The organism is Paraburkholderia sp. J8-2 (assembly GCF_905220195.1).
Classification (GTDB): Bacteria; Pseudomonadota; Gammaproteobacteria; order Burkholderiales; family Burkholderiaceae; genus Paraburkholderia.
Genome location: NZ_CAJMZA010000005.1, coordinates 178,325 through 190,364, shown reverse-complemented (window position 1 = coordinate 190,364; position 12,040 = coordinate 178,325). Strand labels below are relative to the sequence as shown.

Genomic DNA, 12,040 nt, shown 5'->3' with positions numbered 1-12,040 from the left:
TGGCTGAAAGGCGGCAATTGTCGTGGATTGCCACGCTTACGAGTCTGTTGCTATAATCGCAGATTCGAGTTCTCCCAGAGGACCCGAAGCGCGTCTTGGAAAGGGGGCACGAAGCTGCTCTGGCACAAAAGGCGCGGTCAGTTGAACAAACACTCAACTGGCAAATACCGTTTTGAACTCCCCGGCAGCGCTGCCGAAGGTTCAAATCCAGGCAAAGAGCGCTGGCCAAGCCCACGCTCCGCAATCACAAGGAATCGCAATGGCAAACTCCGCACAAGCACGCAAGCGCGCCCGTCAGGCCGCTAAGGCAAACTCGCACAACTCGGCACTGCGCTCGAAGTTCCGCACCGCCATCAAGGCTGTTCGCAAGGCAATCGACGCCGGCGACCAGGCAAAGGCTGCTGAAGTTCTGAAGGCATCGGGCAAGACGCTCGACATCATCGCCGACAAGAAGATCGTTCACAAGAACAAGGCCGCTCGCCATAAGAGCCGCCTGGCTGCTGCCGTCAAGGCCATGCAAGCCGCTCAGTAAGAGATTCGAACTGCCGGCCACGCTGGCAGCGCTCTCTTCGAGCTGCACGACAAAAAACCCGCTTCGGCGGGTTTTTTTGTTTCTGCCCGGCACACGACGGGCAACACCGCCGGCACAAAAAAACCCGCCGAAGCGGGTCCATTCATTGCCTCGGCTGCGCCGTTAGCGCACCGTGGCTTGCTGCGTGGCGTGATCGTGCGGCAGTTCGCACGCCTCGGTCACGACGAGGTCGTTGTCCTTCGCGAAGTTCATGACGAAATTGAAGGCCATCGGCTCGACGTCCTTCAAACGCGAGTCCAGCACGACGACTTTGAGGTCGCCGATCATTGTCGGGCGCACATAGAGCGAGTAGCGCAGATAGGCGTTCGGGCCGCGCGCATTGGCCGACGCTTTCGGACCGAAGCTCGACATGACCCCGGCGAGGCGCTCCGACCAGTCGCTCGGACGAAACTTCTTCCCCGCGCTGGTGATGCCTTGAATGAAGTATTCGGTTGGAGCTTCGTCGGCCATGCAGGAGTACCTGTGTGTGTAGCTGCTGGGTGCGTTTGCAGCATGTAACGGCGGCACGAGCGCTGCGCCCGCGCTGGTACCTCGCTGGTACCGCGCAACGCCGGCTGCGGGGATCGCCCGCCACCACGCGCATGGACAGTCCGATGGATAGGAAACGGCTGCCGCGCACCCCGCCTGGCGTTCAGTCTCGAAAATCGCCGCCGCCAAACGTCACAAGCAGGTCTCGCAACAGGATCGACGGGACGATTTCGCGGCGCACTGCCAGTCAGCGCACAGGCCGCTCCCGCGGGCTTGCCTGCCGTTGCCGCGAGGTGTCGCCACCTTGCCGCAGGTGTTGCCACCACACGTCCAGGGCCCGTTTGTCGTGCCTAAGAAATCTCTGGAATTATAGCGCACCGACCGTTTTGACGCAGTGCACACAAGGCACCTGAAAGGCTAAATCCGGGCCCTCTCGATGCTCGCGAAACCGCCGCGAAAGCTACCCCGAAAGCGCCACCCTCTCCACGTCAGGGCACCCTGCCTAATTTTTGGGCAACTCGTCAAAATGCGCAAAATCCTTTATGCTGCTTTGACTTACCACCAACCGCAGCGGCGTCGCCGGCCCAATCCTGCAGTTCGAGGCCGGATCGGGCGCCGTTTTTGTTTCATGACCTCCCGGACCATACGCCATTACCTGCAGTTCAAGGATTTCTCCCTTGACGAATATGAATATGTGCTGGAGCGCGCGCGCATCCTGAAGCGCAAGTTCAAGAACTACGAGACCTATCACCCGCTGCACGACCGCACGCTGGCGATGATCTTCGAGAAGAGCTCCACGCGCACGCGCCTCTCGTTCGAAGCGGGTATCTTCCAGCTGGGCGGCCACGCCGTGTTCATGAACACGCGCGACACGCAGCTCGGCCGCGGCGAGCCGATCGAAGATTCGGCGCAGGTCATCTCGCGCATGGTCGACATCATCATGATCCGCACGTTCGGCCAGGACATCCTCCAGCGCTTTGCCGAAAGCTCGCGCGTGCCGGTCATCAACGGTCTCACGAACGAGTACCACCCCTGCCAGGTGCTGGCCGACATCTTCACGTACTACGAGCATCGCGGCCCGATCCGTGGCAAGACCGTGGCGTGGGTCGGCGACGCCAACAACATGCTCTACACGTGGATCGAAGCCGCGCAGATCCTCGGCTTCAAGCTGCGGATTTCCACGCCGCCGGGCTATCCGCTCGATCCGGCGCTGGTCGCACCGGAAAGCAAGCCGTTCTACGAAGTGTTCGAGGACCCGCACGACGCCTGCGACGGCGCCGACCTCGTGACGACCGACGTCTGGACCAGCATGGGCTTCGAGGCCGAAAACGAAGCACGCAAGCAAGCGTTCGCCGACTGGTGCGTGGACGCGCCGATGATGGCTCGCGCCAACGCCGACGCGCTCTTCATGCACTGCTTGCCCGCGCACCGCGGCGAGGAAGTGAGCGCCGAGGTGATCGACGGCCCGCAGAGCGTGGTTTGGGACGAAGCGGAAAACCGCCTGCACGTGCAGAAGGCGCTGATGGAGTTCCTGCTGCTCGGCCGCTTGAACCACTGAATCTCGCCGCACGTCGCCATGAAAAAGCCGACCCGCAGGTCGGCTTTTTTGTGCCCGCTGCGCGCGGCTCGCGCGTCAGACCGTTTCGCCAAGCCGCCGCGCCAGCGACTTCAGGAGCGGTGCCACACGCTCGCGAAACACGTCGGGCCCCATCGACGAAGCCGGCCCGCTGCAGCTGAGCACGAGCCAGCGGCGCTCGCGCGGCTCGCGAAACGGCACCGCCACGGCGTTGACGTCTTCGTGCCAATCGCGAAACGAATAGCAGCACCCTTCCTTGCCAAACACTTCGATCTCGCGCTTTGCGGCCTCGACCAGCGCCGGTCCTTCGGCGCCCGCCGCCTTCTCCAGTTCCGCGAACAACGCCATGCGCACATCGATAGGCTGCACGGCCAGATACGCTCGGCCCATCGAACTCGTGAGCATCGACAGCCGCGAGCCTGAGGCGAGGCCCAGCGTGAGCGCCGTCTCGCTGCGGATGGTATCCAGATAGATCACGTCCAGACCGTCGCGACAACCGAGCGACACCGCGGCGCCCACCTCGCGCGCGAACGCGCGCATATGCGGGCGGGCGAGTTCGAGCGTGTCCGTGCCGGACAGCAGCGCAAAGCCGAGTGACAGCACCCCGGCGTCGAGCGCATATTTGCCGAGCGATTCGTCAAAACGCAGATAACCGAGCACGGTGAGCGTGTACGCGAGCCGGTTCACGGTTGCCTTCGGCAAACCCGTGCGCTCAACGAAGTCGCGATTGCCGAGCAGCGTCTCGCCTGGGCGGAACGCCCGCAGCAGGTCGAGCCCGCGGGCGAGCGCCACGACGAACTTGCGCTCGTCGATCGGACCCTCAGCCAGCGAAGAAGAAAAAGAGGAAGTCGTAGTCATTCCGGATGCAGACATGGGCGCCCTGGTGCTACACTAAAGTTAATTTGCAAAACATTGTTCCGCATAGTGGAACCAGAGTCAAGCGCAAATTCGCCCATCTAAAGGATTTGAGGAAAGGAGAGACACCATGGCCGCACACGCCCAGTTCCATTGGGAAGACCCGCTTCTGCTCGACCAGCAGCTCACCGAAGAGGAGCGCATGGTGCGCGACGCCGCCGCCGCGTACGCCCAGGACAAGCTTGCGCCGCGCGTGCTGGAAGCGTTCCGCCACGAGAAGACGGACGCCTCGATCTTCCGCGAGATGGGCGAAGTCGGCCTGCTCGGCCCGACGATTCCCGAGCAATACGGCGGCCCGGGCCTGAACTACGTGAGCTACGGCCTGATTGCGCGCGAAGTGGAGCGCGTCGACTCGGGCTATCGCTCGATGATGTCGGTGCAGTCGTCGCTCGTGATGGTGCCGATCTTCGAATTCGGCTCGGAAGCGCAAAAGCAGAAGTACCTGCCCAAGCTCGCCAGCGGCGAGTGGATCGGCTGCTTCGGTCTTACGGAGCCGAACCACGGCTCGGACCCGGGCAGCATGGTCACGCGCGCGAAGAAAGTGAACGGCGGCTACTCGCTCTCGGGCGCGAAGATGTGGATCACGAACTCGCCTATCGCCGACGTCTTCGTCGTCTGGGCGAAGCTCGAGGAAGACGGCAAGGACGACATTCGCGGCTTCATCCTCGAGAAAGGCTGGAAGGGTCTCTCGGCGCCCGCCATCCACGGCAAGGTCGGCCTGCGCGCCTCGATCACCGGCGAAATCGTGCTCGACGAAGTGTTCGTGCCGGAAGACAACATCATGCCGGGTGTGAAGGGCCTGCGCGGTCCGTTCACCTGCCTGAATTCGGCGCGCTATGGCATCGCCTGGGGCGCGCTCGGCGCAGCGGAGTCGTGCTGGCACACGGCGCGCCAATATGTGCTCGACCGCAAACAGTTCGGCCGCCCGCTCGCGGCAAACCAGCTGATCCAGAAGAAGCTCGCCGACATGCAAACGGAAATCACGCTCGGCCTGCAGGGCTGCCTGCGTCTCGGCCGCATGAAGGACGAAGGCACGGCCGCTGTCGAGATCACGTCGATCATGAAGCGCAATTCGTGCGGCAAGTCGCTCGATATCGCGCGTCTCGCCCGCGACATGCTCGGCGGCAACGGCATCTCCGACGAATTCGGCGTGGCGCGCCACCTCGTGAACCTCGAAGTGGTGAACACGTACGAAGGCACGCACGACATTCACGCGCTGATCCTCGGCCGCGCACAGACCGGTATCCAGGCGTTCTTCTGATCGCCGCCCCGCTTGGCATCATCTGCTCATAAAAAAGCGCCGCACGATGGGTTTCGTGCGGCGCTTTTGTTTTGGCGTTAGCCGAACGGCTTACTTGTTCGGCTGCGGCGTCAAGCGCAGATACGGACGCAGCGCCTTGTAGCCCTTCGGGAACTTCTGCTTGATGACCTCTTCGTCCTTCAGCGACGGGACGATCACGACGTCGTCACCCTGCTTCCAGTTGCCGGGCGTCGCGACCTGATAGTGGTCGGTGAGCTGCAGCGAGTCGATCACGCGCAGCACTTCGTCGAAGTTGCGACCCGTACTCGCCGGATAGGTGATGATGAGGCGCACCTTCTTGTTCGGGTCGATCACGAAGAGCGAGCGAACCGTGAACGTCTCGTTCGCGTTCGGATGGATCATGTCGTACAGCGTGGACACCTTGCGGTCGCCGTCCGCGAGAATCGGGAAACCGACACTCGCCGCCTGCGTCTCGTTGATGTCCTTGATCCATTCGTTGTGCGACTGGGCGCTATCGACCGAAAGTGCAATCGTCTTCACGTTGCGCTTCTCGAATTCGTCCTTGAGCTTCGCGGTCAGGCCAAGTTCGGTCGTGCAGACCGGCGTGAAGTCGGCCGGGTGCGAAAACAGCACGCCCCAGCTATTGCCGAGCCACTCGTGAAACTTGATGCGGCCAACGCTCGAATCCTGCTCGAAGTCGGGTGCGATATCGCCAAGACGTAGACTCATGGTGCGGTTCCTTTGAACGAGATGAACGGAGTTTGATCGACACGGCGCACGCGGCGCGTTGATCCGGTAGACGTTTACAACACCCAAGCATACAGGCCCTGATCGTGCCCCGCGAACGAACATCGGCTCACACCGGTATGAGTTTTTGTAATTTTGAGCGAGTTGAGGGAAACTTTAGGTGCCGGATCAGATCCATGACTCTCACCGCGCGCTGCTTTTGCGCGCGCCATCCACAACCCGTTCCACACGCGTTCGCGGGAACGGATCGTGCGAATTCAGGGTCGTGGCGGCGCGTCACGCTTGCCAGCGCCCGTATCTTTGTTACGATTCACGCGTGATGTGACACGATGGGAGCCAGTCAATGTCAGAAGTCAACAAGGAGAGGCTGATGTCCGATATCAAAACCGTCCTCGCGGATGCAGAGGACCTGCTCAAGCAGGCTGCGAGCGCTACGGGCGAGCGCGCTTCGGAATTGCGCGAAACGGCACTCTCGCGTCTGAAGCAGGCGAAGGAGAAGGCCGCCGACGTCCAGGTGGTCGTGGTCGAGAAAGGCAAGAAAGCGGCGCGCGCAACCGACGACTACGTCCACGAACATCCGTGGGCGTCGATCGGCATCGCCGCCGGCGTGGGCGTGCTGGTCGGTCTGCTGATCAACCGCAAGTAAAGCGGCGCATCCTTCGCCACGCGGGCGGTCTCAGGGCCGCTCGTTCGGCGCGGTCGTACAGCCCGCTGGCGGCGCTTGCCTGACGGCTTTTCTCGGGCGCGCCCCGCCGCGCCCATTGGTTTTGCCGAGCGATTCCGCCCGCTGTTTCTTTTTGCGCTTTTTCCTGCGCATTGCTCGGGCACACGCCTGCGCCACCTGCCATCGCCATGACGACAGACACCCACTCGCAGCGACACGAACACGGGCCGTTGCGCCGACTGCTCGGCTCCGCGTCCGCGATGCTACAGACGCGGCTAGAACTGATCGGCATCGAACTCGCCGAGGAGAAAGACCGCCTCATCGGCGTGCTCTTCCTCGGCCTCGCGGGAATGATGTTCGCGATGCTTGCGCTAATCGCGCTCACGGCGCTCGTTGCGATCGCCTTCTGGGACACGTACCGCTGGGAGGCGCTCGCCGGTCTCACGATCCTCTATGCGGTCGCGGCGATTTTCTGCGGCCTGAAGGCGCGACGCGGCCTGCACACCGCGCCACTCGTGTTCCAGGCGACGCTCGAAGAATTCGAGAAAGACCGAGATGCCCTGCGCAACCCCTAGCCGCGAGCCGACGCCATGAACCAACCCCGACCGGACACCGCTTTTCGCCCTCGCGGCGGTCGTGCACACGACCTCTCGACGCCACAACTGCGCGCGCTGCGCAAGGAACTGCTGCTCGTGCGAGCTAGCGTCGAGCGCGCCGAAATGGCTGAAGCGCTCGTCGACATCCGCGCGACAGTCACGAATTTCAGCTGGCTGCGCTTCGTGGTGCCCGGCTTCGGTCGCTCCGGCTCCGGCGGCGGCTCCGGCGGCGGCGTGGCTTCCGGCCTCGGCAGCCTGCTCAAGGAATATCCGCTGGTCAGCTCGCTCGTCTCGCTCATTGTGGCGAAACCGCTGCGCACAAGCATCGTTTCGGCGGCGCGCCCCGTCATCAAGTGGGGCGGCCTCGCCTTTACGGCCTGGGAGGCGTACCGCGTGTGGCAGCAGGTGCGGCGCCAGCGCGACACCTCTTCGAACCCGCCCGCCCGCTCCAGGTCCGACGAAGACGATCTCACCGGCTGACTGCCGGGCGTTGCGCAGTTCCCAGGCCTTCACCTGTCCCGCCAGCACGTTTGGATAGCCGCCGCGACAGCGCCGCCGCCTGCAGCGTGGTTGCTACGCGCGCCGGTTGCGTCGAGTACGAACGCGCCGCAAGCGTCGCCGCGCATCGGGCCGGTTTCCACAGGATCGGCCGCGATGGCGTAGCCGCCGTTGGACTCGTCTGCGGGCAACACGCGCAAGCGGTAGATGGGCGTACCCGTCGGCGGCGCCTGGTCGAATCCCGCGGGCAACGACGCCATCGACGCGCTCTGCGTATCGACGAACTGCGCCGCCCGATAGAGCGCGGCGACAGCGTCGATGCGATGTCCCCGCGCGATCTGCGCGCTCCATCCCGGCAGCGCGAAGGCCGCGACGATTGCGGCCACCGCCAGCGCGATGACCAGCTCCAGCAGTGTGAACGCGCTGTAGCGGTTGCTCTTCACCTTCCCTCCCGCTTGACTTGTCAAAACGGCCTCGCGACGACGTGACGCCAGTGATGCTCGACGCGCGTCTCATCGCCCTCGGCTTCGATGGTCAACTGGTTCTGCAGCCAGCTTTGTGTGTCTTCCGATACGCCAAACCCTCGCGCCGTGACGAGATACGCGCGCGCCAGCGGGCGGCTCTCGATGCGCCAGGCTTCGACGAAGCATTGCGGCGCGCGCCCGGACCCGGGCCAGGCGGCAACGGGCGCAATGGCCAGCCGCTCGAAGCTGTCCTGCTTTCGCCAGGCTTGCGGCTCGCCGGGCTGCGTGGCGGCCGCAGGCGCGGCGAGCGAGCCATTCGCCAGCGCACGCGAGCACAACACGAGCGCGGCGTCAGCGGCATGGAAGGACTGCAGATGATCGGCTACAGCATCTGCGTTGCGCCGCGCGAACAACGCTGCCTCGAACCATGCCGCCGAAGTCACGAGCATCATCGCGACAATGAGCAGCACGACCGGCAGCGCGACGCCGCGACGAGCGGCGCATGGGCGATGCGTCACACAAAGGCGCGTGCTCATGACGCCGCCGGCAGAACGTTGCGCAGCACGACGTGCCGCCAGAACGTTTGTCGCGCTCGCCCATCGGCGCCGACTGCCTGCACGCCATCGCAATCGACATAGCGCACGCGCCGGGAAAGGAGCGCCCCGCGCACCAGCACGCAGAGATCGACCGCGACGACCGCAGCCCATTGGTCGCGCGTGAGCGCCGAAGCTTCGACCGCCTGCGCCGCGCCCGCCGTCCAGTAGCGCAAGCGCAACCGCTCGACGCCCTCGACAAGCGGCTGCGCCGTGCCGACCTTGCCGGAGCCCTCGCAATAAAGCTCGGTCTCGCCGGTCGAGCCGCTCACCTTGGCGTGATAGCGGTTCACGATTTCGACGCCCGCTGCGCCCACCGCCTGCCCGAGGCAGTCGGTGACCTGGCCGTTCGCGGCGGGCCATGTCGAGACTCCGTCGCCTTGATAGCGCACCGCCAGCCCATCGGAGCGGCTCGACAGCGACTCGCAGGCAAGCGCGGCGTCGGCACCGCTCGGTCGCCCGGCAGCGCAGCCGAAAATTGCAGGACCGGCAAGCGGCGAGCGCGCATCGGCTGCGGTAAAGCCGGCCATCTGGATCTGCTCGCCGATCAACATCAATGCGTTCATGCCGGCCTCGTGGATACGCACGGCATCGCTCGCCAGCGCGTAGGCCTGGCGCTGCGTGCGGTAGGCCGAGAGCGCACCCAGCGTCACCACGAGACCAAGCGCCACGGCAATCGTCAGTTCGAGCAGTGTGTGGCCAGCATGCCGGCGTGCATACGCGAGACGCTTACTCATCGCAGAAATGCCAAGGCAACGCAGGCGCGCCCTGCGGGCGCCGTTGCATCGAGACATGGCGCGACCCGCGAGGCCGCAGCCGAACCTGACGCTGCGCCGAACGGTGTCGCCGCCCAACTCACAGACGCGATCGATGCGTCTCCGCCCGCACTCGACGTGGTCAGCTGCCCTTCCGGCACAACGCTCGCCGTCAGCGCCTTCCATCGATCGATCGGGGAGCCAGATGCGCCTGCCACGCGTGCGGCTTCGGCAATGGCGTCAGCGGCAAACACCGCGCGTTCGCGCGCCGCTGCCAGCTGCGCATGCCGGGCCACCCCGAGCTGCGTGCTCATCAGGCCGAGCCCGCACATCGCCATGACGCCGAGCGCAATGGCAACTTCGAGCAGCGTCGATCCGCGCACGCCACGCTCACTGGCCCGGCTCACGACGCACCCGTGCATGCGCCGTCGCTCACTCGTGCCCGGCCGCCCGCCGCGATGCGTATGCAGCGCCGCCAGCTCGCGCCGCGCTGCGCAGCCGACGTAGTCCGCGGGGCGAACTCGAAGTTGCGCAAGCTACCAATGGTTTGCCCCGCCGGCGGCGAAAACGTGATGGCGGTGAGCCCCGAAGCCACGGTGATCGAGTCGAGCGCCGGCTGGATGCGCAAAGGGATATACGCGCCCGCGCGCTCGATCATGACGGCCCAACCGCATGACCAGTCGGCGCTACCGGACGGACACGCCTTAGCCGCCGCCAGGCAATTGCGCGCAGTATCGACGCGGCAAACGGTAATGCGCGCCTTGCGCCGTATCGCCTCGTTGCGCGCGTAGGCAAGCGTGCCGAGCATGGCGTTGGCGCGTGCGTCGACCTGGTCGCGCACGCGCCACGCGGTGAAAACAGGCATGGAAAGCGTTGCGCAGATCGCCAGCAAGACGATGACGACCATCGTCTCGACGAGTGTGAATCCTCCGTGCTTCATCAGCAATCCTTAATTTGAGCGGATTGCCACCAATCTACGGACGAACGGGAAACGAAACAATTAGCCGAACGGCTAGCTGGTGCGCGCAGCGTCGGCTCGCGAGAATGCGAGCGTTACGACAGCGGCAAAGCGGGAGGGAAGAAAAATGCGAATGCGCTCAGCGCTTTTTCGTGGGGTTGTTGGCAGCACCCGCACGGCGGAATTCCTCGATCACGTCTTCGAATTCGGAGACGTCTTCGAAGCGTCGGTACACCGAAGCAAACCGGACAAACGCGACCTTGTCGAGCTCGCGCAATTCGCCCATCACGAGCTCGCCAAGGCGCTCGCTGCGCACTTCGCGCTCGCCGCTGCCGAGCAATTGATATTCGATACGGGCAACCGCCGCGTCGATCGCATCGGCCGCAACCGGGCGCTTGCGCAGCGCCAGTTGCATGCTCGCCATGATCTTGCGGCGGTCGAATTCCGTGCGGCTGCCATCCTTCTTGACGATAGACGGCATCGCCAGCTCGACCCGCTCGTACGTCGTGAAACGCTTGTCGCAGGCCGGGCAGCGGCGGCGGCGCCGGATCGCGGCGCCGTCTTCGGACACGCGCGAGTCGACGACCTGCGTGTCTTCGTGCCGGCAAAAGGGGCAGCGCATGGCCTATCGCGTGGCTTAGCGGTAGACCGGGAAGCGCTTCGTCAGCTCAGCGACCTGCGCCTTCACGCGCTCGATCGTGGCGGCGTCTTCCGGATTGTCGAGCACGTCGGCAATCAGGTTGCCCACCTGCTCGGCTTCCTTCACGCCGAAGCCGCGCGTTGTCATGGCCGGCGAACCGAGGCGGATGCCGCTCGTCACAAACGGCTTTTCCGGATCGTTCGGAATTGCGTTCTTGTTCACCGTGATGTGCGCGCTGCCAAGCACGGCTTCAGCTGCCTTGCCGGTAATGTTCTTCGCGCGCAGGTCCACCAGCATCACGTGGCTTTCCGTGCGGCCCGAAACGATGCGCAGACCGCGCTTGACCAGCGTTTCCGCCAGCACGCGAGCGTTCTCGACCACTTGCTGCTGGTAGGTCTTGAATTCCGGCGAGAGCGCTTCCTTGAACGCCACGGCCTTACCGGCGATGACGTGCATGAGCGGACCGCCCTGAATGCCCGGGAAGATGGCCGAGTTGATCTGCTTCTCGAACTCCGCCTTCATCAGGATCACGCCGCCGCGCGGGCCGCGCAGGCTCTTGTGCGTGGTCGTGGTGACGAAGTCGGCGTGCGGCACCGGGTTCGGGTAGACGCCCGCGGCGATCAGGCCCGCGTAGTGCGCCATGTCGACCATGAAGTACGCGCCAACCGCCTTGGCGACCTTGGCGATGCGCTCGAAGTCGATACGCAGCGCGAATGCCGAAGCGCCAGCGATGATCAGCTTCGGCTTCGTTTCGTGCGCGCGCTTTTCGAGCGCTTCGTAGTCGATGTCTTCCTTGGCGTCGAGGCCGTAGCTCACGACATTGAACCACTTGCCGCTCATGTTCAGCGCCATGCCGTGCGTGAGGTGGCCGCCTTCGGCGAGGCTCATGCCCATGATCGTGTCGCCCGGCTTGAGCACGGCGAAGAACACGCCCTGGTTGGCCTGCGAGCCCGAGTTCGGCTGAACGTTCGCGGCTTCGGCGCCGAACAGCTGCTTCACGCGGTCGATCGCGAGCTGCTCGACGATATCCACGTATTCGCAGCCGCCGTAATAGCGCTTACCGGGGTAGCCTTCGGCGTACTTGTTGGTGAGCTGCGAACCCTGCGCGGCCATGACTGCGGGCGAGGTGTAGTTTTCCGACGCGATGAGCTCGATGTGCTCTTCCTGGCGGCGGTTTTCGAGTTCGATCGCCTTGAAGAGTTCGGGATCGACGTTGGCGATGGTGCTTTCGGCTCTGTCAAACATACGGATTCCGTTAAGTGTGTTCAGGTTGACCGGGTCTCGCGCGGAACGCGTAGCGGGTACGCGGCGCT

At 64.4% G+C, this 12,040-nt stretch carries 16 protein-coding genes; 6 read left to right on the top strand and 10 right to left on the bottom strand.

Features of this window, described 5'->3' with window-relative positions; all coding sequences use genetic code 11:
• Positions 1-259 precede the first annotated feature (259 nt).
• Complete coding sequence (gene rpsT / locus U5A52_RS14210) at positions 260-532, top strand: 30S ribosomal protein S20 (protein ID WP_069262794.1); 273 nt, start codon at positions 260-262, stop codon at positions 530-532.
• A 162-nt stretch (positions 533-694) separates the two neighbouring features.
• Here the strand turns inward: rpsT and U5A52_RS14205 are convergent, their stop codons facing one another.
• On the bottom strand, positions 695-1,042 hold the full coding sequence (locus U5A52_RS14205; protein WP_133182706.1) for a DUF3579 domain-containing protein: 348 nt from the start codon (positions 1,040-1,042) through the stop codon (positions 695-697).
• Positions 1,043-1,688: 646 nt separating this feature from the next.
• Here U5A52_RS14205 and argF point away from each other — a divergent pair.
• Complete coding sequence (argF, locus tag U5A52_RS14200; protein WP_042266191.1) at positions 1,689-2,618, top strand: ornithine carbamoyltransferase; 930 nt, start codon at positions 1,689-1,691, stop codon at positions 2,616-2,618.
• Positions 2,619-2,693: 75 nt separating this feature from the next.
• Here argF and U5A52_RS14195 read toward each other — a convergent pair whose 3' ends face one another.
• Positions 2,694-3,494: an IclR family transcriptional regulator gene (locus tag U5A52_RS14195; protein ID WP_321913801.1), complete on the bottom strand. Its 801-nt coding sequence runs from the start codon at positions 3,492-3,494 to the stop codon at positions 2,694-2,696.
• Positions 3,495-3,621: 127 nt separating this feature from the next.
• Here U5A52_RS14195 and U5A52_RS14190 point away from each other — a divergent pair, with 127 nt between their 5' ends.
• Positions 3,622-4,812, top strand: a complete 1,191-nt coding sequence (locus U5A52_RS14190; protein WP_321935077.1) for an acyl-CoA dehydrogenase — start codon at positions 3,622-3,624, stop codon at positions 4,810-4,812.
• A gap of 90 nt (positions 4,813-4,902) precedes the next feature.
• Here U5A52_RS14190 and U5A52_RS14185 read toward each other — a convergent pair whose 3' ends face one another.
• A complete protein-coding gene (locus U5A52_RS14185; RefSeq protein WP_321935076.1) occupies positions 4,903-5,541 on the bottom strand; it encodes a peroxiredoxin in 639 nt (212 codons plus the stop codon).
• Between the two features lie 361 nt (positions 5,542-5,902).
• On the opposite strand from U5A52_RS14185, the gene U5A52_RS14180 reads away from it, so the two are divergent.
• The 3 genes from U5A52_RS14180 to U5A52_RS14170 all read left to right on the top strand — a co-directional run bounded on the left by U5A52_RS14180 (position 5,903) and on the right by U5A52_RS14170 (position 7,299).
• Positions 5,903-6,205, top strand: a complete 303-nt coding sequence (locus U5A52_RS14180; protein WP_007584918.1) for a DUF883 family protein — start codon at positions 5,903-5,905, stop codon at positions 6,203-6,205.
• Between the two features lie 206 nt (positions 6,206-6,411).
• On the top strand, positions 6,412-6,798 hold the full coding sequence (locus tag U5A52_RS14175; protein WP_321913799.1) for a phage holin family protein: 387 nt from the start codon (positions 6,412-6,414) through the stop codon (positions 6,796-6,798).
• A gap of 15 nt (positions 6,799-6,813) precedes the next feature.
• Positions 6,814-7,299, top strand: a complete 486-nt coding sequence (locus U5A52_RS14170) for a DUF3318 domain-containing protein (RefSeq protein WP_321913798.1) — start codon at positions 6,814-6,816, stop codon at positions 7,297-7,299.
• Between the two features lie 29 nt (positions 7,300-7,328).
• On the opposite strand, the gene U5A52_RS14165 is transcribed toward U5A52_RS14170, so the two are convergent.
• The 7 genes from U5A52_RS14165 to glyA all read right to left on the bottom strand — a co-directional run bounded on the left by U5A52_RS14165 (position 7,329) and on the right by glyA (position 11,972).
• A complete protein-coding gene (locus U5A52_RS14165; protein WP_321935075.1) occupies positions 7,329-7,760 on the bottom strand; it encodes a type IV pilin protein in 432 nt (143 codons plus the stop codon).
• Between the two features lie 20 nt (positions 7,761-7,780).
• Positions 7,781-8,317, bottom strand: a complete 537-nt coding sequence (locus tag U5A52_RS14160; protein ID WP_321935074.1) for a hypothetical protein — start codon at positions 8,315-8,317, stop codon at positions 7,781-7,783.
• Entirely contained in the window at positions 8,314-9,111 is a 798-nt protein-coding gene (locus U5A52_RS14155) for a PilW family protein (RefSeq protein ID WP_321935073.1), read from the bottom strand. The genes U5A52_RS14160 and U5A52_RS14155 overlap by 4 nt, the downstream gene beginning before the upstream one ends.
• Entirely contained in the window at positions 9,108-9,536 is a 429-nt protein-coding gene (locus tag U5A52_RS14150; RefSeq protein ID WP_321935072.1) for a hypothetical protein, read from the bottom strand. The genes U5A52_RS14155 and U5A52_RS14150 overlap by 4 nt, the downstream gene beginning before the upstream one ends.
• Complete coding sequence (locus U5A52_RS14145; protein WP_321935071.1) at positions 9,533-10,069, bottom strand: GspH/FimT family pseudopilin; 537 nt, start codon at positions 10,067-10,069, stop codon at positions 9,533-9,535. The genes U5A52_RS14150 and U5A52_RS14145 overlap by 4 nt, the downstream gene beginning before the upstream one ends.
• A gap of 157 nt (positions 10,070-10,226) precedes the next feature.
• Entirely contained in the window at positions 10,227-10,709 is a 483-nt protein-coding gene (gene nrdR / locus U5A52_RS14140; RefSeq protein ID WP_321913792.1) for a transcriptional regulator NrdR, read from the bottom strand.
• Positions 10,710-10,724: 15 nt separating this feature from the next.
• Positions 10,725-11,972, bottom strand: a complete 1,248-nt coding sequence (gene glyA, locus U5A52_RS14135) for a serine hydroxymethyltransferase (RefSeq protein ID WP_321913791.1) — start codon at positions 11,970-11,972, stop codon at positions 10,725-10,727.
• Positions 11,973-12,040: the final 68 nt, after the last annotated feature.

Bases quoted from the DNA above. Each gene is read 5' to 3' on its own strand.
- U5A52_RS14160 (WP_321935074.1), bottom strand. From the start codon at position 8,317: ATGAGCACGCGCCTTTGTGTGACGCATCGCCCATGCGCCGCTCGTCGC.
- argF (WP_042266191.1), top strand. From the start codon at position 1,689: ATGACCTCCCGGACCATACGCCATTACCTGCAGTTCAAGGATTTCTCC.
- U5A52_RS14205 (WP_133182706.1), bottom strand. From the start codon at position 1,042: ATGGCCGACGAAGCTCCAACCGAATACTTCATTCAAGGCATCACCAGC.
- rpsT (WP_069262794.1), top strand. From the start codon at position 260: ATGGCAAACTCCGCACAAGCACGCAAGCGCGCCCGTCAGGCCGCTAAG.
- glyA (WP_321913791.1), bottom strand. From the start codon at position 11,972: ATGTTTGACAGAGCCGAAAGCACCATCGCCAACGTCGATCCCGAACTC.
- U5A52_RS14175 (WP_321913799.1), top strand. From the start codon at position 6,412: ATGACGACAGACACCCACTCGCAGCGACACGAACACGGGCCGTTGCGC.
- U5A52_RS14195 (WP_321913801.1), bottom strand. From the start codon at position 3,494: ATGACTACGACTTCCTCTTTTTCTTCTTCGCTGGCTGAGGGTCCGATC.
- U5A52_RS14145 (WP_321935071.1), bottom strand. From the start codon at position 10,069: ATGAAGCACGGAGGATTCACACTCGTCGAGACGATGGTCGTCATCGTC.
- nrdR (WP_321913792.1), bottom strand. From the start codon at position 10,709: ATGCGCTGCCCCTTTTGCCGGCACGAAGACACGCAGGTCGTCGACTCG.
- U5A52_RS14190 (WP_321935077.1), top strand. From the start codon at position 3,622: ATGGCCGCACACGCCCAGTTCCATTGGGAAGACCCGCTTCTGCTCGAC.
- U5A52_RS14185 (WP_321935076.1), bottom strand. From the start codon at position 5,541: ATGAGTCTACGTCTTGGCGATATCGCACCCGACTTCGAGCAGGATTCG.
- U5A52_RS14180 (WP_007584918.1), top strand. From the start codon at position 5,903: ATGTCAGAAGTCAACAAGGAGAGGCTGATGTCCGATATCAAAACCGTC.
- U5A52_RS14170 (WP_321913798.1), top strand. From the start codon at position 6,814: ATGAACCAACCCCGACCGGACACCGCTTTTCGCCCTCGCGGCGGTCGT.
- U5A52_RS14155 (WP_321935073.1), bottom strand. From the start codon at position 9,111: ATGAGTAAGCGTCTCGCGTATGCACGCCGGCATGCTGGCCACACACTG.